Origin of the sequence: Novosphingobium sp. TCA1 (assembly GCF_009811895.1) — a bacterium.
Lineage (GTDB): Bacteria > Pseudomonadota > Alphaproteobacteria > Sphingomonadales > Sphingomonadaceae > Novosphingobium > Novosphingobium panipatense_A.
In genome coordinates, this window is record NZ_BLJH01000016.1 from 101,367 (window position 1) to 120,812 (window position 19,446).

The 19,446-nt window shown below is 66.9% G+C and carries 23 protein-coding genes; 14 read left to right on the top strand and 9 right to left on the bottom strand.

Features of this window, described 5'->3' with window-relative positions:
- Window positions 1-19: 19 nt before the first annotated feature.
- From NTCA1_RS17830 to nadC, 10 genes are all read left to right on the top strand, one after another.
- On the top strand, window positions 20-949 hold the full coding sequence (locus NTCA1_RS17830) for a cation diffusion facilitator family transporter (protein ID WP_086490787.1): 930 nt from the start codon (window positions 20-22) through the stop codon (window positions 947-949).
- A gap of 74 nt (window positions 950-1,023) precedes the next feature.
- On the top strand, window positions 1,024-1,758 hold the full coding sequence (locus NTCA1_RS17835) for a sterol desaturase family protein (protein ID WP_086490786.1): 735 nt from the start codon (window positions 1,024-1,026) through the stop codon (window positions 1,756-1,758).
- Window positions 1,725-2,186, top strand: coding sequence for a DUF2141 domain-containing protein (locus NTCA1_RS17840; RefSeq protein WP_374705200.1), 462 nt, complete (start codon window positions 1,725-1,727; stop codon window positions 2,184-2,186). Before NTCA1_RS17835 ends, NTCA1_RS17840 begins: the two co-directional genes overlap by 34 nt.
- 51 nt (window positions 2,187-2,237) lie before the next feature.
- Window positions 2,238-3,527: an MFS transporter gene (locus NTCA1_RS17845; RefSeq protein WP_086490784.1), complete on the top strand. Its 1,290-nt coding sequence runs from the start codon at window positions 2,238-2,240 to the stop codon at window positions 3,525-3,527.
- Between the two features lie 151 nt (window positions 3,528-3,678).
- Window positions 3,679-4,515 carry a hypothetical protein gene (locus tag NTCA1_RS29155; RefSeq protein WP_374705201.1) on the top strand — a complete coding sequence of 279 codons (837 nt, stop codon included), beginning with the start codon at window positions 3,679-3,681 and terminating at the stop codon, window positions 4,513-4,515.
- Window positions 4,516-4,628: 113 nt separating this feature from the next.
- Window positions 4,629-5,987, top strand: a complete 1,359-nt coding sequence (locus NTCA1_RS17855) for a M48 family metalloprotease (protein ID WP_086490783.1) — start codon at window positions 4,629-4,631, stop codon at window positions 5,985-5,987.
- Window positions 5,988-6,072: 85 nt separating this feature from the next.
- Window positions 6,073-6,786, top strand: a complete 714-nt coding sequence (locus tag NTCA1_RS17860; protein ID WP_086490782.1) for a DsbA family protein — start codon at window positions 6,073-6,075, stop codon at window positions 6,784-6,786.
- Between the two features lie 65 nt (window positions 6,787-6,851).
- Window positions 6,852-8,015 (top strand): sensor histidine kinase, encoded by a 1,164-nt coding sequence (locus NTCA1_RS17865; RefSeq protein ID WP_086490781.1) that lies wholly within the window; start codon window positions 6,852-6,854, stop codon window positions 8,013-8,015.
- A gap of 46 nt (window positions 8,016-8,061) precedes the next feature.
- The gene (locus tag NTCA1_RS17870) at window positions 8,062-8,859 is read left to right on the top strand and encodes a LytTR family DNA-binding domain-containing protein (RefSeq protein ID WP_021233864.1); all 798 of its coding nucleotides are present in this window, start codon (window positions 8,062-8,064) and stop codon (window positions 8,857-8,859) included.
- A 143-nt stretch (window positions 8,860-9,002) separates the two neighbouring features.
- The gene (nadC, locus tag NTCA1_RS17875) at window positions 9,003-9,878 is read left to right on the top strand and encodes a carboxylating nicotinate-nucleotide diphosphorylase (protein ID WP_159831251.1); all 876 of its coding nucleotides are present in this window, start codon (window positions 9,003-9,005) and stop codon (window positions 9,876-9,878) included.
- A gap of 148 nt (window positions 9,879-10,026) precedes the next feature.
- Here the strand turns inward: nadC and NTCA1_RS17880 are convergent, their stop codons facing one another.
- Entirely contained in the window at window positions 10,027-10,482 is a 456-nt protein-coding gene (locus tag NTCA1_RS17880) for a nucleoside deaminase (RefSeq protein WP_159831252.1), read from the bottom strand.
- 118 nt (window positions 10,483-10,600) lie between these two features.
- Between NTCA1_RS17880 and rpmB the strand changes: the two genes are divergently transcribed.
- On the top strand, window positions 10,601-10,885 hold the full coding sequence (gene rpmB / locus NTCA1_RS17885; RefSeq protein ID WP_086490778.1) for a 50S ribosomal protein L28: 285 nt from the start codon (window positions 10,601-10,603) through the stop codon (window positions 10,883-10,885).
- 273 nt (window positions 10,886-11,158) lie between these two features.
- Here the strand turns inward: rpmB and NTCA1_RS17890 are convergent, their stop codons facing one another.
- From NTCA1_RS17890 to xseA, 4 genes are all read right to left on the bottom strand, one after another.
- Window positions 11,159-12,223, bottom strand: coding sequence for an esterase-like activity of phytase family protein (locus tag NTCA1_RS17890; protein ID WP_236549424.1), 1,065 nt, complete (start codon window positions 12,221-12,223; stop codon window positions 11,159-11,161).
- A 112-nt stretch (window positions 12,224-12,335) separates the two neighbouring features.
- Window positions 12,336-13,211: a M23 family metallopeptidase gene (locus tag NTCA1_RS17895; protein ID WP_159831253.1), complete on the bottom strand. Its 876-nt coding sequence runs from the start codon at window positions 13,209-13,211 to the stop codon at window positions 12,336-12,338.
- Window positions 13,208-13,411: a DUF2093 domain-containing protein gene (locus tag NTCA1_RS17900; RefSeq protein WP_086490775.1), complete on the bottom strand. Its 204-nt coding sequence runs from the start codon at window positions 13,409-13,411 to the stop codon at window positions 13,208-13,210. The genes NTCA1_RS17895 and NTCA1_RS17900 overlap by 4 nt, the downstream gene beginning before the upstream one ends.
- A 26-nt stretch (window positions 13,412-13,437) precedes the next feature.
- Window positions 13,438-14,943 carry an exodeoxyribonuclease VII large subunit gene (gene xseA / locus NTCA1_RS17905; protein ID WP_159831254.1) on the bottom strand — a complete coding sequence of 502 codons (1,506 nt, stop codon included), beginning with the start codon at window positions 14,941-14,943 and terminating at the stop codon, window positions 13,438-13,440.
- 5 nt (window positions 14,944-14,948) lie between these two features.
- Between xseA and purD the strand changes: the two genes are divergently transcribed.
- Complete coding sequence (gene purD / locus NTCA1_RS17910; protein WP_159831255.1) at window positions 14,949-16,235, top strand: phosphoribosylamine--glycine ligase; 1,287 nt, start codon at window positions 14,949-14,951, stop codon at window positions 16,233-16,235.
- Window positions 16,225-16,812, top strand: coding sequence for a hypothetical protein (locus NTCA1_RS17915; protein WP_159831256.1), 588 nt, complete (start codon window positions 16,225-16,227; stop codon window positions 16,810-16,812). Before purD ends, NTCA1_RS17915 begins: the two co-directional genes overlap by 11 nt.
- Here NTCA1_RS17915 and NTCA1_RS17920 read toward each other — a convergent pair.
- The 4 genes from NTCA1_RS17920 to NTCA1_RS17930 form a co-directional block, all read right to left on the bottom strand.
- Window positions 16,802-17,113 carry a hypothetical protein gene (locus NTCA1_RS17920; RefSeq protein WP_236549425.1) on the bottom strand — a complete coding sequence of 104 codons (312 nt, stop codon included), beginning with the start codon at window positions 17,111-17,113 and terminating at the stop codon, window positions 16,802-16,804. The two genes, NTCA1_RS17915 and NTCA1_RS17920, sit on opposite strands and share 11 nt — an antisense overlap.
- Window positions 17,114-17,228: 115 nt before the next feature.
- Window positions 17,229-17,375, bottom strand: a complete 147-nt coding sequence (locus NTCA1_RS28760) for a hypothetical protein (protein ID WP_236549426.1) — start codon at window positions 17,373-17,375, stop codon at window positions 17,229-17,231.
- 216 nt (window positions 17,376-17,591) lie between these two features.
- The gene (locus NTCA1_RS28765; protein WP_236549427.1) at window positions 17,592-17,762 is read right to left on the bottom strand and encodes a hypothetical protein; all 171 of its coding nucleotides are present in this window, start codon (window positions 17,760-17,762) and stop codon (window positions 17,592-17,594) included.
- 83 nt (window positions 17,763-17,845) lie between these two features.
- Window positions 17,846-18,850 carry an adenosine kinase gene (locus tag NTCA1_RS17930; RefSeq protein WP_086490771.1) on the bottom strand — a complete coding sequence of 335 codons (1,005 nt, stop codon included), beginning with the start codon at window positions 18,848-18,850 and terminating at the stop codon, window positions 17,846-17,848.
- A gap of 118 nt (window positions 18,851-18,968) precedes the next feature.
- Here NTCA1_RS17930 and NTCA1_RS17935 point away from each other — a divergent pair, with 118 nt between their 5' ends.
- Window positions 18,969-19,445 carry a hypothetical protein gene (locus NTCA1_RS17935; RefSeq protein WP_236549428.1) on the top strand — a complete coding sequence of 159 codons (477 nt, stop codon included), beginning with the start codon at window positions 18,969-18,971 and terminating at the stop codon, window positions 19,443-19,445.
- Window position 19,446 lies beyond the last annotated feature (1 nt).

Sequence of the window (19,446 nt, forward strand, 5' to 3'; positions counted from 1 at the left end):
CTGATTCCCGAGGCCTCCCTTGCACGAACACGCCCATCTCACCCGCAGCGCCGCCTTCGCCAGCATCGGCGTGGCGCTTGTGCTGCTCGGCCTGAAGGGCTGGGCGGCCTGGTCCACCGGCTCCACGGCGATGCTGGGCAGCCTGGCCGATACCACGCTGGACCTCGTCGCCAGCCTGGCCACGCTGCTGGGTGTATGGGTCGCCGCGCAGCCCGCGGACGACAAGCACCGCTTCGGCCACGGCAAGGCCGAGGCGATCGCGGCGATGTTCCAGATCGTGCTGATCTCGATCTCGGCGCTCGCCATCGCCAGTCGCGCGGTGGAGGAGTTCATCGCCGGAAGCCGGGTGGAAAGCGCGCAAAGCGGCATTGCCGTATCGGGCGTCGCGATCGCGCTCACCCTGGCGCTGGTCGCCTGGCAGCGCCACGTCATCCGCAGGACCGGCAGCATCGCCATCCAGACCGACAGCGTCCACTACCAGTCGGACCTGTTGCTCAATGCGGCGGTGATCGCGGCGCTGGTGCTGGAACACTACGCCGGGCTGAGGGGCGCGGATCCGCTGCTGGGGCTGGGTATCGCCGCATGGCTCGGCTGGGGGGCGTGGAAGGCCTCGCAGGACGTGATCGACCAGCTGATGGACCATGAGTGGCCGCAGGAGAAGAAGGACCGCTTCCTCCAGGTCCTGGCCCGCAATCCCGACATTACCGGCGTCCATGACATGCGCACGCGCACGTCGGGCAACCGGGACTTCGTGCAGTTCCACGTCTGGGTCGATCCGAACATGACCGTGCGCGAGGCGCACCGGGTGATGGACGAACTGGAGCACCGGTTGCAGGCGGCGTTTCCCGATACCGAAATCCTGATCCATCCCGATCCCGAAGGGCTGGTCGACGAAGCCGGCGCCGCCGGGGTGGACGTGCTGCCGCCGATCCGGGTCTCGCTGGATTGAGCGGGATGCGGGGCTGGCAGTCGGTATTGAAATTCGGCTGGCCTCACCCCCTTCGCCGGAGCATAAGCCCTTAGATGCCAGCGATTTCCGGTCCCGGTCTGTGGGCGCTCTGCGCTTCCGCCGTCATGATGACGGCGATCGTGGGGCTGCGCTATCTGGGCACGTCCGGCCTCTTCGCCTGGATCACCGCGCGCGTCAGGCCGGGGCTCTACCGGGGCATGGACCGGCAGATCCGGGGCGAGATCGGCTGGTCGCTGCTCTCTTCCGCGATCTACGGCATTCCCGCAGGCGTGGTCGCCTGGGGCTGGCAGGCCCACGGCTGGACGCGCATCTACAGCGATCCGGCCGCCTATCCGCTGTGGTGGATGCCGCTCTCGCTGCTGCTCTACCTGTTCCTGCACGATACCTGGTTCTACTGGACCCACCGCTGGATGCATGTGCCCCGCCTGTTCCGGGCGATGCACGCCGTCCACCACGCCAGCCGCCCGCCGACGGCCTGGGCGGCGATGAGCTTTCACCCGCTGGAGGCCGTGACCGGGGCCGTCGTGATTCCGGCGCTGGTCTTCCTCGTGCCGATCCATGTCGGCATGCTGGGGCTGGTGCTGACCGTCATGACGGTGATGGGCATCGCCAACCACATGGGCTGGGAGATGTTCCCCCGCCGCCTGGTCCATTCGCGGCTGGGTCACTGGCTGATCACCGCCAGCCACCATCACCGCCATCATGAGCTCTATCGATGCAATTACGGCCTCTACTTTCGGTTCTGGGATCATCTGTGCGGCACCGACCGGGGCGTATCGGCGCCCTGACCCTGCTGCCTTGCGCGCCGCTGGTGCTGGGCGCGGTTCCGCTCTCGGGGCCGGTGCAGTCGGACGTCTATGCCTCGGTCACCGGGCTGCGCTCGCAGAAAGGGCAGGTGCTGGCCTGCCTCACCACCAGCCCGCAGGCCTTTCCCAACTGCGAGAAGGATCCCCGCGCCCGCAAGCTGACGGTCACCGCGAAAGGGGACGTCCACCTCGATTTCGGCGCCGTGCCCGAGGGGCGCTATGCGATCTCGCTGATTCATGACGAGAACGGCAACGGCAAGCTGGACACCGCGCTGATGATCCCGCGCGAGGGCTTTGGGTTCTCGCGCGATGCGCCGGTGCGGATGGGGCCGCCCCGCTTCGACAAGGCCGCCTTCGACGTCGGGGCGGAGAACACCCGCATGGCGATCAGGATGCGATATCTCCTGTGACGGGCAGACACTTCGCTTGCCGCTGCTGATCGCGCCGCCTAGGCCTGTGGGGTGAGCAGGGAAGAGGACATCGTGAAGGACGTCGTCGATACGGCGACCACGGGGCTGGTCCCCCGGCCGGTCCACGGCACGTTCTCCCCTTTCCGCTATCCGGTGTTCCGGGCGATCTGGATCGCCAACCTGTTCTCCAACATCGGCGCGACCCTTCAGGGCGTGGGCGCGGCCTGGCTGATGACGGAGCTGACCCCTTCCCACCAGCTCGTCTCGCTGGTGCAGGCTTCGGCCACGGTGCCGATCATGCTGTTCGGCGTCTTCGCGGGCGCCATTGCCGACAATTACGACCGGCGCCAGGTCATGCTGGCGGCGCAAGGCGGGATGTTGGCGGTTTCGGCAGCACTGGCGGCAATGAGCTGGCTGGGCTGGCTCTCGCCGTTCCTGCTCCTGGCCTTCACGCTCAGCGTCGGCACCGGCACCGCGCTCAATTCTCCGGCCTGGCAGGCCTCCGTCCGCCAGCAGGTGCCCCGGGACCAGTTGCCGCAGGCGATCGCGCTCAATTCGATCTCGTTCAACATCGCCCGCTCGATCGGCCCGGCGGTGGGCGGGCTGCTGATCTCGCTGTGGGACGTGTCCTTCGCCTTCGCGATCAACGCGGTCAGCTATATCGGCCTGATCGGCGTCCTGCTCTGGTGGCGGCCCGAGGCGCGAGCGATAGACCGGCGCCCGATCCTGCCCGCCGTGGCCGTGGGCCTGAAGTACTGCTTCGCCAACCGCCCCTTGCGCCGGCTCCTGATTCGCGGCTTTGCCATCGGTTTCAGCGTGGCCGCCTATCAGGGCCTGCTGCCCGCCGTCGTCAGCGATTCGATGCATGGGTCGGAAATCGACTTCGGCGTGATGCTGGGGCTGTTCGGCATCGGTTCGATCCTGACCGCGCCTTTCATCGGCCGGATCCGCCATGCCATGGGGCTGGAAGGCATCCTCGCGCTGGGCTCCGCCATGTTCGTACTGGCCCTGTCGATCATCGCCATCGCCGGGAACCTGCCCCAGGCCGCGCCCGCCGCCTTCCTGGCCGGGAGCGCCTGGGTACTGAACCTGACCACGCTCAACACCGCCGTGCAGCTGCGCTCTCCCGACGAGATCCTCGGGCGCTGTCTGTCGATCTATCAGGCGGTGACCTTCGGCGGCATGGCGCTTGGCGCCTGGACCTGGGGGGCGCTGGCGGACTGGCGGGACCTGCCTTTCGCGCTCCACGCCGCATCGGTGTTGCTGATCGTCTCCTTCGCGGTTCTGCGCTTCCTGGCCCCGCTGCCGCGTCTCGGCGAAGGCGTGCTGCGCCAGAAGTGAAGTGGTTTGATCTGAAAATCCGCCGCAGGCGGATTTTGGCGGCACCGGTGCCGCACTGAAAATGCCTCTCGGGCATTTTCACAAAAACCAGGCTTAAACATTATTTCATCCCGTTCTTTCACAAGAAGGGCGAAGATCAGCGGGGATATCGATGGACAGGGCGGGCGGCGAACTTACCAGCAGCGACGAGATCTTGGCGCAGCCAAGCGCCGGAGCAGGCGCGGGTGCCGAGCGCCGCATGCAGGTGCGCGCCTACAATTTCTGGGCCAGCCTGCTGGGCGACCGCGCCTTTCCCGACGCCGCCGATCTCGATCCCGCCAGCCTGCCGGACTTCGGCCCCCACGGCGTGCTGCTGGACTTTTCCGACGGGATGGAGAATCCGGCGATCGTCTGGCTGGGCGCGGCGCTGGCGGAAGAATGCGGGGCACAAGGCGCGATCCTGCGGCTGGAGGACGTTCCCAGCCGCTCGCTGCTGTCGCGGATCACCGATCACTACATGCAGATCCTGGCGAACCAGGCGCCGGTCGGCTTCGAGGCGGAGTTCGTGAACCGCCACGGCGCAACGATCCTCTATCGCGGCATCCTGCTGCCCTTCACGCGCGACCAGGCGGCGATCGACTGCATCTACGGGGTCATCAACTGGAAGGAGCAGGCCGCCGCTCCTGCCCCGGCAACTGGCCCGGCAACCGCCCCCGCTCTGAGCCGTCTTGCCCCGCCGCGGGAGCGCGAACCGGTGACCGACTGGGCCGACAGCATTTTCCTCTTTCCCGAGGAAGACACGGCTTATGCACAAGCCGAATCCCTCGACGAGGCCACGCTGCACGGCCTGCGCGCCCTCGCACCGCGATCCCCGGAAGAACTGGGCCACCGGAGCGAGTTCACCCTGCTCGTCGCCCGGCGCAACGCGGCGGGCGAACTGATCCTGCTGGGCGAAGTGGCAGGCGATGAGGCGTTGCTGGGCCGGGCTGCCCGGCACCTGCTGGGATAGCGGGCAACGCCAAGCGCTCTTGCCAGAGCGCAGACCCTCGCTAGGTTGGGCTCCCGATCAGCAAAACAGCGGCCTTAAGCGCCCGTTCAGGCCGCAAGGCCCCAAGAGAGCCCATGTCCTTCGCGCGATTTGCCGCACTCTTCCTGAGTCTTCTGGCACTGCTCGGCTGGTCCGCCGCGCCGGCAAGCGCGCAGTCGATCCTGCGCGATGCCGAGACCGAGGCCCTGCTCAAGGACATGTCGCGCCCCCTGATCAAGGCGGCGGGGCTCGATCCCAACCATGTCGACATCGTCCTGATCAACGATTCCTCGGTCAATGCCTTCGTGGCGGGCGGACAGGCGGTCTACGTCAATAGCGGCCTGATCAACCAGGCCGATACCGCCGCCGAAGTGCAGGGCGTGATCGCGCACGAGCTTGGCCACGTCACCGGCGGCCATGCCGTGCTGAACCAGGGCGCGCAGCCCGCTTCCAACATCTCGATCCTCTCCCTCCTGCTCGGCGCCGCCGCCGCCGCCGCCGGGGCGGGAGAGGCCGCCATGGGCGTGATCATGGCCGGGCAGCAGGCCGCCATGGGCAAGTACCTGGCCTATAGCCGCTCGCAGGAAGCCTCTGCCGACGCGGCGGGCGCGCAGTACCTGTCCACCGCGGGCATCAGCGGGCGCGGCTCGGTGGAGTTCTTCAAGAAGCTCCAGAACCTGGAATTCCGCTACGGCTACCGGCCCCAGAGCGGCGACGAGTTCTATTCCACCCACCCGCTCACCGGCGATCGGATCCAGACCCTTCAGGACGTCTACGAGAAGGATCCGGCCTGGACCAAGCCGGACGATCCGAAGATCCAGCAACGCTTCATGCGCATGAAGGCCAAGCTGTTCGGCTATCTCGGCGAGCCGCGCGACGTGCTGCGCGTCTATCCCCTGACCGACAATTCCGTGCCCGCGCATTATGCCCGTGCCTATGCCTATCACCGCGAATCGCAGCTCGACCGGGCGCGGGCCGAGACCGACGCCCTGCTGATGGTCGATGCGAACGATCCCTATTTCCTCGAACTGAAAGGGCAGATCCTGCTGGAATCCGGGCAGGCGGCGGAAGCGCTCGTGCCATTGCGCAAGGCGACCGAACTGACCGGCTACCAGCCGCTGATCGCCACGCTGTTCGGCCATGCCCTGATCGCCACCGAGGATTCGGCCCATTTCGCCGAGGCGCAGACCGTGCTGAAGAACGCCGTCGCCCGCGACCGGGAGAACCCTTTCGCCTGGTACCAGCTCGGCACGATCTATGCCGCCAATGGCGACATGCCCCGCGCGCGCCTTGCCAGCGCCGAGCAGCAGTCGCTGACCGGCCAGATGGACGCCGCACTGATGAGCGCGCAGGCCGCCGAAGCGGGCCTTCCGACCGGTACGCCCGACTGGCTGCGCGCGCAGGATATCGAGATGCAGGCCCGCGCCGCGCTGGAACGCAAGAAGAAGCGATGAATCGAGATTAACCGGCCGGGCTATGGCCGGGCACTCCGGGCTCCGCTAAGGGCGGGATGCACATTCAACAGGATTTTCGACGACAATGGGTAATGGCACGAAGTTCGCAGTGATCGCGGGATGCGTCGTCGCGCTGGTGGGCGTCGGCGGCTGGTTCGGCGGGCGCATCGCCGTCGAGAAAGTCGTGCATGACTACATCCTCGAAAACCCCGAGATCATTCCCGAGGCCATGGACAACCTGCAGCGCAAGCAGGCCAGCCAGCAGCTGGCCGGGGTTCGCCAGAACGTGGAGACTCCCTTCCCCGGTGCCGTGCTCGGCAATCCGAACGGCAAGGTCACGATGGTCGAATTCAGCGACTATGCCTGCGGCTATTGCCGCCGCAGCCTGCCGGACGTGGCGGAGCTGCTGAAGAAGAACCCGGACTTGCGCATCGTCGTGCGCGAACTGCCGATCATCGGCCCGGAAAGCCCCGCCGCGGCGAAGATGGCGCTGGCCGCTGCCGAGCAGGGCAAGTTCCCGCAATTCCACGATGCCATGTTCGCCATGGGTCAGGTCGATGCCCAGAGCATCGAGGCCGCCGCGCAGAAGGCCGGGCTCGACATGGAGCGTGCCCGCAAGGTCGCGGCCGGGCCGGCCGTGGCGCAGGAGCTTTCGCGCAACATGGAAATCGCCGGAAGGCTCGGATTCAGCGGCACGCCGAGCTGGGTGGCGGGCGAGCGGCTGATCTCCGGCGCGGTCGGCGTCGATCAGCTGTCGCAGGCGGTCGCCGAAGCGAGGGGCGGCGGGAAGCCGGGCTGACGGGCGGGGATGGGCGGAATTTTCGAGAGTTTCCGCTTCGGCATGATTTCGGCTAGGAAGCGGGCATGAGCGTCCTGCCGATCCAGCCCATTCCCTTCTTTGCCAACAAGGACAAGGCCTTCTGGCGTCTCCAGTTCGTGGGCTGGAGCGGCGCGATGCTGCTGCGCGCCATGTCCACGATCGCCAATGCCCAGCCCTTGTCCTACCTGGTGCTCGTGCTGATCGCGACGGTTACCGGTTTCTCGATCTCGCTGGTGCTCTCGGTCGCCTACCGCGCGCTGATATCGAAGCGGGCGCTGGTGACCTGGGGCCTGACCGCGCTGATCCTGCCGTTCGCGGTGGGCCTGCACGCCTTTATCGATGCCTGGGTGATCTCGCTCTACCGCACGGACAGCGATTCCAGCTTCGCCCAGCTGTTCATCGGCGTGTTCTACCTCGACGCCACGCTGCTGGGTGCCTGGTCCGCGCTCTATTACGCGATCAACTTCTACCTCCAGGTGGAAGAGCAGAACGATCAGATGATCCGGCTGGAAAATCAGGCGACCCAGGCCCAGCTCGCCATGCTGCGCTACCAGCTCAACCCGCATTTCCTGTTCAACACGCTGAACTCGATTTCGACGCTGGTGCTGCTCAAGCAGACCGAGCCGGCCAATGCCATGCTCAGCCGCCTGTCGTCGTTCCTGCGCTATACCCTGATCAACAAGCCCTCCGCCCGGGTGACGGTGGCGACGGAAGTGGAGACGCTCAAGCTCTACCTCGACATCGAGCTGATGCGATTCGAGGAACGGCTGCGCACCACCTTCAACATCGACCCGGAAACCGAGACCTGCCTGCTGCCCTCGTTGCTGCTCCAGCCCTTGGTCGAAAACTCGATCAAATATGCCGTGACGCCGCAGGAATCCGGGGCGGAGATCACGATCGTCACGCAACTCGTCGGGCCGATGCTTCGCATCACCGTCTCGGACACCGGGCCGGGCTTGCAAAGTCCGACGACCGACAACAGGTTGTCGGGCATGACTTACGATGGAGGGGAGCCGGTCTCCACTGGCGTCGGCCTGGCAAATATCCGCGACCGTCTTTCCCAGGCCTATGGCGAGCATCACCGGTTCGAGACGATTGAGCCGATCGAAGGCGGTTTCGCCGTGCTCATCGAACTTCCCGCAGAGCGCCAACCCACCCCGGAAGACATGATCGAGCAGCCGCGGCAGCCTGTTTTCGCCGCGCGATGAAACATATTTGGCCCACAAGCGTTAGCCGGGCCGGAGAACGTAACTGATGACCATTCGCACCATCCTCGTCGACGACGAGAAACTCGCCATCCAGGGCCTTCAGCTTCGCCTGGAGAAATACCCGGACGTCGAGATCATCGATACCTGCTCGAACGGCCGCGAGGCCATCCGCAAGATCAAGACCGAAAAGCCCGACCTCGTCTTCCTCGACATCCAGATGCCCGGTTTCGACGGCTTCTCGGTGGTCAAGGGCGTGATGGAGATCGAGCCGCCGCTGTTCGTCTTCGTCACCGCCTACCAGGAACACGCCGTCCGCGCCTTCGAGGCGAACGCGGTGAACTACCTGATGAAGCCGGTGGACGAGACCAAGCTCGACGACACCCTCGCTCGCGTGCGCCAGCGTCTGGCCGAGAAGCGCTCGTCGGACGAGGCGGAAAAGCTCAAGACGGTGCTGGCCGAAGTGGCCCCCGACGCGATCGAGCATATCCCGGAAGAAACCGATCCCAATGCGGACCGCTACGAGAAGCTCATCAACATCAAGGATCGCGGCCAGATCTTCCGCATCGATGTCGATTCGATCGAGCATATCGAGGCTGCCGGCGATTACATGTGCATCCGCACCGCCGACAATTCGCTGATCCTGCGCGAGACGATGAAGGACCTCGAACGCCGCCTCGATCCGCGCGTGTTCCAGCGCGTCCACCGCTCGACCATCGTCAACCTCAACCAGGTCCGCCAGGTCAAGCCGCACACTAACGGCGAATGCTTCCTGGTGCTCGATTCGGGCGCGCAAGTGAAGGTCAGCCGCTCCTACCGCGACGTGATCGCCCGCTTCGTTCACTGATCGGAGCGTTAGTTTGAATTCCGAAGGGCGTGGAGAGACGATCTCCGCGCCCTTTTCTCATCGTCCCGGACTTGATCCGGGAACGCTGGCCAGGTCGCGCTCACCTCTCGACATTCCGATTCGAACGCGCGAAAGACCGGGCCATGAGCACATTCGCGATCCCCGGTTTCGACCTGCCCGGTTTTGACCTCGCCGCCTTCGTCGATGCAACGCTGGCCGAGGACCTCGGCGTGGGCCTTCCGGGGGGCGGCCGCGACGTCACTTCCGAAAGCGTGATCGAGGCCGACGCGCGGTTCTCCGGCGTCATGGATTCACGCGATGCCGTCACCGTCGCCGGACTTCCCATCGCCGCAGCCTTCTTCCGCAAGCTGGACCCTGCGATGGAGATCGAGATTCTCGTCGAGGAAGGCGCCCGCGTCGAGTCCGGCGCCAAGCTCATGCGCCTCACCGGCAATGCCCGCGCGATGCTGACCGGCGAGCGCAGCGCCCTCAACACCGTCCAGCACCTCACCGGCATCGCCACGATGACCCGCGAATACGTGGACGCCATGAACGGGCACGCCACCCTGCTGGACACGCGAAAGACCATTCCCGGCCTGCGCCACCTCGAAAAGTACGCCACCCGCACGGGCGGTGCCCGCAACCACCGCATGGGCCTGTGGGATGCTGCCATGATCAAGGACAATCATGTCCTCGTTGCAGGCGGCGTCGGCCCGGCCGTGGCCCGCGCGAGGGCAGCAGGCGTGGCGCAGATCATCTGCGAGGTCGATCGCCTCGACCAGATCGAGCCGGCGATCGCTGCCGGCGCACATCACCTCCTGCTCGACAACATGGGACCGGACATGCTGCGCGAGGCCGTGGCGCTGGTGGCCGGGCGCGTGCCCACAGAGGCCTCGGGCGGCGTGAACCTCTCCACCATCGGCGCCATCGCCGCTTCGGGCGTGACTTACGTTTCCGTCGGTCGCCTCACCCAGAGCGCGCCCGCAGCCGATATCGGGCTGGATTTCAAGCCGCTTTGAGGGTTTGAAAAATGCCCGAGGGGCATTTTTGAGCGGCACCGGCCCACGCCCCCACCCGACCTCCCATCAGGATACACTCGTGGGAGGTCGGGTGGGGGCGTGGGCTGGTGCCGCCAAAATCCGCCTGCGGCGGATTTTCAAACAACCCCTAACGCCGCTCCCTGAAGAATCGACGCAGCATTTCCGCTGCTTCCGATTCGCCCATGCCAGAATAGACCTCGGGCTTGTGCAGGCACTGGTCGTGCTCGAACACGCGGGCGCCGTGTTCCACCGCGCCGCCCTTGGGGTCGGCGGCGGCGTAATAGAGGCGGGCAATGCGGGCGTGGGAGATGGCGCCCGCACACATCGCGCAGGGCTCCAGGGTCACCCACAGTTCGCATCCTTCCAGCCTTTCGTTGCCGAGAATCCGCGCGGCGGCGCGAATCGCCTCGATTTCGGCATGGCTGGTGGGGTCGTGACGCTCGCGCGGGCCGTTGCGGCCGGTGGCGATGACCTTTCCATCCCTCACCACGACCGCACCGATGGGCACTTCACCGGAATCGGCGGCTTCCCGGGCTTGCGCCAGGGCGAGTTCCATGTATTCGGGCAGGGGCCAGCGTGTCATGGCAATGCGCTAGACCTTCAAAAAGCTGTGCGCAACTTGACCTTCCCCCAGGGAATCGCTAAGGGCGCGCCTTCCCGTTTCTACGGCCACAGAATTTTTTCGAGCGAGAGTTAGAGACATGTCCCGCATCTGCGAACTGACCGGCAAGGGCCGCCAGGTCGGCTGCAACGTCAGCCACGCCAACAACAAGACCAAGCGCGTCTTCCTTCCCAACCTTCAGAACGTCACGCTGCTGTCGGACGGTCTTGAGCGCAGCTTCAAGTTCCGCGTCTCGACCCACGGCCTGCGCTCGGTCGAGCACAACGGTGGTCTCGACAACTGGCTGCTGAAGACCTCGGACGCCAAGCTCAGCAACCGCGCCGTCAAGGTGAAGCGCGAGCTGAAGAAGAAGCAGGCCGCCTGATTCTTCCGCTCCCTTCGGGGAGCGAAGACATGGTCTCGCGAAGGGCGTGCAAGCTGGCTTGCGCGCCTTTTCGCATGTCCGGGTTTGGCGTGGGAGCGGGTGACGTGGTGATCTTGTTCCCAAGCGATGGCTAAGGGGCCTCGTCATCCTGAACTTGTTTCAGGATCCATCTCTGGACATCGACGGCGGTCTGTTCGGCACAATGGATCCTGAACCAAGTTCAGGATGACGTGTAGGCAAAGGCTGTCTCGTTTTAGCGAATGACCGGACCCATTATGGCAGTTCGGCCGGATCGACGCTCATCTTCCAGATCAGCGTCCGCTGGAGCGGCGAATAGTTGTCGTCGGAGATCAGCCAGACCGTCAGCCTCCCGTCGGGGCGGGGGGCGATGGCGATGCCCTCGAAGTTGTCGATCGGCAGGTCGGAGGACAGCCGCGCCACTTCGGTGACTTTCCAGGTTCCGCCGGGGCGAATCGTCGTCGGGTCGCCGATCGCGATGCGGCCAGCGAAGCGCTGGGGCATGGGCCAGATCAGGCGCCGCATCAGGATCAGCAGGCGTCCATCGGGCAATTGCGCCATGTCGGTGGGGCTGAAGCCCGTGGGCGCGTCCAGCGTGAAGCCCTGGCCGTCGGGGCGCTCGGTGGGGTCGCCCCGGAACAGCGCGGCCTGGTGCAAGTGGTCGCTCCAGCCCAGATAGCCTTCCCGCAGCGCCACGAATCGACCGTCGTGGAGACGGGTCAGCGCTTCGGGGCCGGAATTGACGCCCCAGTCCTTCATGACGACGGGGCTGGCCTTGCGTTCGATCTCGTAGTCCGGGTTCATCCGGTAGATGGCGTTGCGGCCTTCGAGGCCGAGCCAGATCATGCCCCTTTCGTCCTGCGTCGCCGATTCGACGTCGCGGGCGGCCTTGTCGGCATCCTTCGAGAGGGGCAGGTCGCCCATCCGGCTTTCGGTCTGCGCGCGGCCGGGCGCGCTGAATTCGAGAAATCCGCCCGAATCGCTGAGCGCCAGCATCGTGCCGCCCCTGCGCAGGAGCAGCGCGGAATAGCTGCCGAAGGAATGGGTGCGGCTATGCGCCTGCCAGACTTCCTCCAGCCGGAACGCGCCGAGCCGCGCCTCCACGCGCGGCGCGGGGGGCAGGGCAAGCGGGCTGAACGAAAGCTCGAAGCGCTTGAACTTGGGCTGCTGCGGCGTGCGCCCCCAGGTCAGGGGCAGAAGGACCAGCAGGACAAGAAGGGCGATGGTGCGGCGCACAAGGGCGGGATAAGCATTCCGGCGCAGGCCGCAACCCGCTTTCTCTGCAACAGCCCGTAATCGTTCTCGGCGAAGCTGCGGCACCGGCGCTCTCCCCCACCCGACTTCCCATCAGGATACACTCGTGGGAGGTCGGGTGGGGGAGAGGGCCGGCGCCGCCAAAATCCGCCTGCGGCGGATTTTCAAACAGACTCTCTCAGTTCATCGGCCCGGTGAACAGGATCGGATCGAGCCGCGCTTCGTTCCACTTGATCGACCAGTGCAGATGCGGTCCCGTGGCGCGGCCGGACATGCCGATCTTGCCGATCACCTGACCCTGCCGGACGTGATCGCCCTGTTTCACCAGGATCTGCGAGCAATGCAGGAAGGCGCTGTTCAGCCCCATGCCGTGGTCGAGCATCAGCAGGTTGCCTTCGAGCGTGAAGGGCTTCTCGGCGGCGAGGATCACCACGCCGTCGGCCGGGGCCACGAACGGCGTGCCGCTGGTGCCGGTGGCGATGTCGAGACCGGAATGATAGGCGCCCGGCTCGCCGCGATAGACGCGCTGGGAGCCGAAGCGGCCGGAAATGCGCCCCTTTGCGGGCCAGACGAAGTGCTGGCGCCAGCCCTGCGCATCGGTCTTCATGGCGCGGGCGGCATTGATGCGGTCGAGTTCCGGGCGGCGGATCGCCATGAAGGCCTCGGTCGGTCCACCGGGCTTGCGGGCGATGTTGACGTGCTCGATCTGCCAGGCGCGGGGCGAAACCGCGACCGGCTGCGAGATCCTGCGGCCGTTCAGGGTGGCCGTGAGCGTGGCGATCGTGCCCGCATCGCGGTCGAAGGCGGCGAACCACGAACCGTCAGGTGCGATCTGCACCGGCTGGCCGTTCAGCGCCAGCGCGCCCGTGCCCGCGGGAACCCTGCCGCGCATCCAGCCGCCCTGGGTCAGTTCGCCGCTATAGATAAGGCTTCCGGCTGCCGCAGGCGCGACGGGCGCGGTCGATTGCGCGGCCAGCCCATTCCAGGCCAGCACCGAAAGGGCTACGGCGCCGCACAGAACCAGCGATGCCGCGTGGGCCTTGCGGACAATCATGCCTTTCCGGTGAGGCGCTTGGTCGCGATTTCGGCGGAAGCGTAAGGCTCCTGAAACTCGGCGCTCCAGTAGCGCAGTTCCTCCAGCGGGATCTTCTCGCCGGTGACGGCGCAGAGCACGAATTGTCCGCCGCTCAGCACCCGGAATCCGTTGGGTCCGTAGGCGAGCTTGGCGGGGCGGTCGGCAGAAGACATAAGCATGGGGGAATCCTAGCAGAGCGCGGCGGTCAAAACAAATCGCCCTGCCGCGACGGGTCCGTCTTCGGTCGCGCGGGACGCTTGGGGGCTGCACCCTCGGCGGCCGGTTCGGCGGCTTTCACAGCCGGAGCGGGGGCTTCGGCCCCCACGGCAACGGTCAGTTCGCCGTCGCGGAACTCCAGCGTCAACAGGGCCTCTCGCGAGGCCGCCGCGAGGCTGGTGAGCGCGCGTCCGTCCGGTCCCTTGGCCAGGACATAGCCGCGTTCCAGCGGGCGTTTCGGATCGAGCTGCGGCAGCACCCGCGATACCGGGGCAAGCCCGTCGCGCGCCATGGCCCAGCGGCGGGTCAGCAGGCGCGGGATCAGGCCGGTGCGGGCCAGCCGTTCCTCGCTGCGTTCCATGCGGTGGCGCAGCAGCGGCAGCGAGAGGCGCGAGGCGGTGCGGCCAAGCTGTTCGCGCTTGGCGGCGGCCTCGTCGCGCAGGCCCCGGCGCAGGCGTTCGGAAAGTTCGTCCAGCTTCTGGGCCTTGGCCGCGAGGATCGCCTCGGGCCGGGGCAGGCGCTGGACGCGGGCTTCCAGCCGCTCGCGCCCGAGCGTGACCGGGCGCAGGGCGCAGCGGCGCTTGCGATAGGCCAGTTCGTCCAGCGTGGCGGCCAGTTCCAGGCGCACCGGCACGGCCATTTCGGCGGCGGCGGTGGGCGTGGGGGCGCGGCGGTCGGCCGCGTAGTCGCAGAGCGTGGTGTCGGTCTCGTGGCCCACGGCGGAGATCACGGGGATCGACGATTCGGCCACCGCGCGCACGACGACTTCCTCGTTGAACGACCACAAGTCCTCGATCGAGCCGCCGCCGCGCGCCACGATCACCAGATCGGGGCGCGGCACCGGGCCGCCGGGGCGAATCGCCGAAAAACCGCGCACGGCATTGGCGACCTGCTGCGCCGAACCTTCGCCCTGCACCAGCACCGGCCAGACCAGCACATGGCTGGGGAAGCGATCGGCCAGACGGTGGAGAATATCGCGGATCACCGCGCCGGTGGGGGATGTCACCACGCCGATCACTTGCGGCAGGAACGGCAGTTCGCGCTTGCGCTCGGGGGCGAAGAGCCCCTCCGCCGCCAGCCGTGCGCGCAGCTTTTCCAGCAGCGCCAGCAGTGCGCCTTCGCCCGCGATCTCCATGCTCTCGATCACGACCTGATACTTCGAGCGACCGGGATAGGTGGTGAGCTTGCCGGTGGCGATCACCTCGATGCCGTCTTCGGGGCGGAAGGCGAGGCGCTGCGCCCCGCCGCGCCACATGACGCCGTCGATCACCGCCTTGTCGTCCTTGAGCGCGCAATAGAGATGGCCCGATGCCGCCCGCTTCACGCCTGAAAGCTCGCCGCGCAAGCGAACGAAGCCGAAACGATCCTCTACCGTGCGCTTCAGGAGGTTCGAAATCTCGCTGATCGAAAGCGGCGCAGCGTTGTCCCCGGCCGCTTGCTTCGCTACCAGCCCACCCGAATGACCGTCATCGAATTCGTCGTCATCGAAAGGCACAGGCAATGAACATCCTTCTTCTGGGCTCGGGCGGCCGCGAACATGCGCTGGCCTGGAAGCTGGCGCAATCCCCGCTCTGCGACGCGCTCTGGGCTGCCCCCGGTAATCCGGGGATTGCCGAGGTGGCAAGCTGCATCGACCTCGATGTCACCGATCACGGTGCGGTCATCGCCTTCTGCGAGGCGAATGTGGTGGGTCTGGTGGTGGTCGGACCGGAGGCGCCGCTGGTGGACGGTCTTTCCGATTCGCTGAGGGCGGAAGGCTTCTCGGTGTTCGGCCCCAGTCAGGCGGCGGCTCAGCTCGAAGGGTCCAAGGGCTTCACCAAGGACCTCTGCGAGCGCGCAGGGATCCCCACCGCCGGGTACGAGCGCGTCTCCAGCGAGAGCGATGCCATGGCGGCGCTGGCGAAGTTCGGCGCGCCGGTCGTCATCAAGGCGGACGGGCTGGCGGCAGGCAAGGGCGTGACCGTGGCCATGACCATGGCCGAGGCCGAGGAAGCCGTGCGCGAGATCTTTTCGGGCCGCTTCGGAGAAGCCGGGGCCGAGGCGGTGATCGAGGAATTCATGGAAGGCGAGGAAGCCAGCTTCTTCGCGCTGACCGACGGGTCCACCATCGTCCCCTTCGCCTCTGCGCAGGATCACAAGCGGGTGGGCGACGGCGATACCGGCCCGAATACCGGCGGCATGGGGGCCTATAGCCCCGCCCCGGTGCTGACGCCCGCGCTGGAAGCCGAAGTGCTGGAGCGCATCATCGCTCCCACCGTGCGCCAGCTGGAAAACGAGGGCACGCCTTATTCCGGCGTCCTGTTCCTGGGCGTGATGCTGACCCGCGAAGGGCCCAAGTTGATCGAATACAACTGCCGTTTCGGCGATCCCGAGTGCCAGGTCATGATGCTGCGCCTCGAATCGGATCTGGTCGAGCTGCTCCATGCCTGTGCCGATGACCGGTTGGCGGCGATCGCGCCGCCTAAGTTCAGCCGCGATACCGCGCTGACCGTGGTGATGGCGGCGAACGGCTATCCCGGCACGCCGGAAAAGGGCGGCGCGATTGGCGGAATTGCGGCGGCCGAGGCGGAGGGCGCCAAGGTCTTCCATGCGGGCACGGCCATGAAGGACGGGCAGCTGGTCGCCAGCGGCGGCCGCGTGCTCAATGTGACGGCGCGCGGGGCTTCGGTTACCGAGGCGCAAGCGAAGGCCTATGCCGCCGTGGACGCGCTCGATTTCCCCACCGGCTTCTGCCGCCGCGACATCGGATGGCGCGAAGTGGCGCGCGAGAAGGCCCATGGCGAGTAACGTCGACACCGCACTGAAGGCCTCGCTGGCGGCGGCGGCCCTGCTCGCCGGGGCCGGGGTGGGCTATTACTACGGCATTTTCCTGCCGGGTCAGGCCTCCCGCCAGGAAGCGCGGGTGCTGGCCGAGCAGGAGGCCCGGCAGAAGCAGGAAGACTTCCAGGCCAGGGCGCAGGCCCGCGAGCAGGAGGAACAGTCCCGCCGCCAGCAGGCCGCCCAGCAGGAATATCAGGACTGCCTGAACTTCGCGGAGCTGTCCTACAAGCAGCGCTGGACGGCAAGCTGCCGCGCCCAGCACGATGCCGACGTGGCGGCGCTGGCCGACTGTGCCGACAATCTCTTCGCCACCGAGGAAGGTTGCCAGGCCAAGGTGCCCGTCAGGCCGGAGCGCGATTGCGCCCTGCCGGGCCGGACGGCGCAGAGCTATTCCGACGCGCGGGAGCAGCGCAAGGCGGAGTGTCTGGCGCGGTTCCAGTCGGCCCAGCCGGGCGTGCAGCCTCCTGTTCAGATTCCGGCCCAATCTGTTCCGCAAGGTTCCGGCGGGCAGGAGCAGGGATACGGCCAGCCCACTACCTACTGATCTCCCGGCAGACGAGGCGCAGCGGCGCGATCTCAATCACCGGGGTTTCCCAGGGGTGGATCGCCATGATGCGGTCCACGGCCCGGCGGAACGCGGGATCCTCGGGGCGGCAGGGGGCGTGTACCTTGACGACGACCGTGGGAGAAAGGCTGGCCTTGCCGGGTTCGCCCAGAGTCGGCGTCGCATCGTGGCCCGGCACGAAGCTTTCCCAGCCTAGGCCCATTTCCACAACGCCCTTGTAGTAACCGAAATTGCCGAGCTGGTTGTCCTCGCGGATCGTTTCGAGGATGGCGCCCAGCACCGGGTCGCGCTCCGCCGCCCCGCCGTCGCTGCCCCGCCGTCGCCGCCCAGCATGGCGGTCAGCGTTTCCTGCGCGACGGGGACGTGGATGCGCAGCATCGTCGCTTCGCGGGTGATCATGCGGGCTCGTTTTCCATCAGCAGGCGTACCACCAGGGCCAGGCGCTTGGCGTCCGCCCGGGCCAGATGCGCCTGGGGCAGGCGGATGCGCGCTTCTTCCAGCGCGGCGTCCACTTCCGGGCGAGTGCAGCCCCGCGCGGCCATCCATTCGCCGAGGAAGCGGATCGCGAAGGGCAGTCCTGCGCCTATTCCCTGGCACAGTGTTTCCAGCCAGTACTGGTCGAGATCGGCATCCGAGTAAGGCTCTCGCAGGCCGACAAAGGCGGTGAGTTCGGACAGGACCTGCTCGGGCGGCAGGCCTTCCGATTCGAGAGTCGCGATGGATATGCCGTGAAGCGCCTCGGCCTCTTCCGACCAGTCTCAGGTCTTCCACACCGGCAGCGGCCGGATCAGCCAGGCGCGGCTCTGTCCGTCGATCCGCGCGGCGGCCACTTCGATCGGAAAGGAAAGCCCGTATTCGGGCAGACAGCTCGCTTCGAAATCGATCAGGATCGGTTCGTTCTGGGCCATGCGGGACAGACTGTCCTGCATGGCCGCCGCCGTCAACGTCGGGCATGCAAGAAGGGCCCCGTCCCTGCGAACGGAGCCCTTCATGACTTGAGGCCTGAGCCGGATCAGCCGACGCGTTCGGAAATCAGGGCCTTGAGGTCGGCCTCGGGGCGGGCGCCGTAGTGCGAGATGATCTCGCAGGCGCAGATCGCGCCGTACTGGAGGCTCTCTTCGAGGCTCTTGCCGCGCACATGGCCGAACAGGAAGCCGGCCGCGAAGAGATCGCCCGCGCCGGTGGTGTCGACGACGCGCTCGATCGGCTCGGCGCCGACTTCGGCGCGCTGCCCGCCCGAGATCGCGACCGCGCCCTGGGCGCCGCGCGTGACCACGAGGACCGGAATCTGCGGCGCGAGCTGGGCAACGCCCTTTTCGAAATCGTCATGGCCGACGAGGGCGGCCATTTCGTGCTCGTTGCAGAACAGCACGTCGATCTTGCCGGTCTCGATCAGGTCGAGGAAGTCGGCGCGGTGACGGTCGATCACGAAGCATTCCGAAGGGGTGAAGGCGATCTTGCGGCCTGCGGCGCGGGCGGCTTCGATGGCCTTGCGCATTGCGGCGCGCGGTTCCTCGGGATCCCAGAGGTAGCCTTCGAGGTAGAGCACGGCGGCGTTGGCGATGGCGCTCTCGTCCAGTGCTTCGGCGGGGAGGTGCTGCGAGGCGCCGAGGAAGGTGTTCATCGTGCGCTGGCCGTCCGGCGTCACGAAGATCAGGCAGCGCGCAGTGGGCACGCCGGCGCGGGCGGGCACGTCGAAGGCGATGCCGCCGGCGCGGATGTCATGGGTGAAGACTTCGCCCAGCTGGTCTTCGGCAACCTGGCCGATGAAGGCGCACTTCGCGCCCAGCGCGGCCAGGCCGGCCAGGGTGTTGGCGGCCGAACCGCCCGAGATCTCGCGGGCCGGGCCCATGGCGGCGTAGAGGCTTTCGGCCTGCTGCGCGTCGATCAGCATCATGCCGCCGCGCGAAAGACCGAGTTCCTCGATCAGCGCGTCGTTGCAATTGGCGATCACGTCGATGATGGCGTTGCCGATGGCAATCACGTCAAAGGCGGGCGGCACGGTGGGTTCAGCCATGCGAAAGAGAGTCCTTGGATTGTCTGGAAGTTGTGTCGCGAGTAGCGCGCGGGCCGCCGCTTCGCAAGCGCGGCGAGAGTTGACACCGTGCGAAGGCCGGGCAATGCGGAGCGCGACCATGACTCAAGACCGCTGGGCGGCAGCCGCCATTCCGATGATTCAGCCCACCCGCCTGCGCGCCGCTTTTGCCGCCGCGGGGCTTGCCCTGCTGCTTGCCGGGTGCGCCAGCACATCCGGTGGCGGCGGCGGGGTGGCGGGCAAGCCGAATCCGCCCAGGCGCGGGACGCAGGTTCCCAATGTCCGTCAGCCCACGCATACTGCGCGCGATCCCAGTTTTCAGGCGATTCCGGGTGCGGAAGGCGTGATCGGATCGAACGAGAGCCAGCTCGTGCGCATGTTCGGCGAGCCGCGTCTCAACGTCTGGGAAGGCGACGCGCGCAAGCTGCAGTTCACCGGCAAGGCCTGCCTGCTGGATATCTACCTCTACCCCTCCGCCTCCTCGAAGGAGCCGCGCGCGTCGTTCATCGATGCGCGGCGGGTGTCGGACGGGCAGGATGTCGATCGCGCGGCCTGTATTGCGGCGCTGCGCAAGTAGG

What these genes read in the sequence shown, in the direction of transcription:
- NTCA1_RS17835 (WP_086490786.1), top strand. Translation starts at nt 1,024, where the DNA reads ATGCCAGCGATTTCCGGTCCCGGTCTGTGGGCGCTCTGCGCTTCCGCC.
- NTCA1_RS29155 (WP_374705201.1), top strand. Translation starts at nt 3,679, where the DNA reads ATGGACAGGGCGGGCGGCGAACTTACCAGCAGCGACGAGATCTTGGCG.
- NTCA1_RS17855 (WP_086490783.1), top strand. Translation starts at nt 4,629, where the DNA reads ATGTCCTTCGCGCGATTTGCCGCACTCTTCCTGAGTCTTCTGGCACTG.
- NTCA1_RS17860 (WP_086490782.1), top strand. Translation starts at nt 6,073, where the DNA reads ATGGGTAATGGCACGAAGTTCGCAGTGATCGCGGGATGCGTCGTCGCG.
- NTCA1_RS17865 (WP_086490781.1), top strand. Translation starts at nt 6,852, where the DNA reads ATGAGCGTCCTGCCGATCCAGCCCATTCCCTTCTTTGCCAACAAGGAC.
- NTCA1_RS17870 (WP_021233864.1), top strand. Translation starts at nt 8,062, where the DNA reads ATGACCATTCGCACCATCCTCGTCGACGACGAGAAACTCGCCATCCAG.
- nadC (WP_159831251.1), top strand. Translation starts at nt 9,003, where the DNA reads ATGAGCACATTCGCGATCCCCGGTTTCGACCTGCCCGGTTTTGACCTC.
- NTCA1_RS17880 (WP_159831252.1), bottom strand. Translation starts at nt 10,482, where the DNA reads ATGACACGCTGGCCCCTGCCCGAATACATGGAACTCGCCCTGGCGCAA.
- rpmB (WP_086490778.1), top strand. Translation starts at nt 10,601, where the DNA reads ATGTCCCGCATCTGCGAACTGACCGGCAAGGGCCGCCAGGTCGGCTGC.
- NTCA1_RS17895 (WP_159831253.1), bottom strand. Translation starts at nt 13,211, where the DNA reads ATGATTGTCCGCAAGGCCCACGCGGCATCGCTGGTTCTGTGCGGCGCC.
- NTCA1_RS17900 (WP_086490775.1), bottom strand. Translation starts at nt 13,411, where the DNA reads ATGCTTATGTCTTCTGCCGACCGCCCCGCCAAGCTCGCCTACGGACCC.
- purD (WP_159831255.1), top strand. Translation starts at nt 14,949, where the DNA reads ATGAACATCCTTCTTCTGGGCTCGGGCGGCCGCGAACATGCGCTGGCC.
- NTCA1_RS17915 (WP_159831256.1), top strand. Translation starts at nt 16,225, where the DNA reads ATGGCGAGTAACGTCGACACCGCACTGAAGGCCTCGCTGGCGGCGGCG.
- NTCA1_RS28760 (WP_236549426.1), bottom strand. Translation starts at nt 17,375, where the DNA reads ATGGCCGCGCGGGGCTGCACTCGCCCGGAAGTGGACGCCGCGCTGGAA.
- NTCA1_RS28765 (WP_236549427.1), bottom strand. Translation starts at nt 17,762, where the DNA reads ATGCAGGACAGTCTGTCCCGCATGGCCCAGAACGAACCGATCCTGATC.
- NTCA1_RS17930 (WP_086490771.1), bottom strand. Translation starts at nt 18,850, where the DNA reads ATGGCTGAACCCACCGTGCCGCCCGCCTTTGACGTGATTGCCATCGGC.
- NTCA1_RS17935 (WP_236549428.1), top strand. Translation starts at nt 18,969, where the DNA reads ATGACTCAAGACCGCTGGGCGGCAGCCGCCATTCCGATGATTCAGCCC.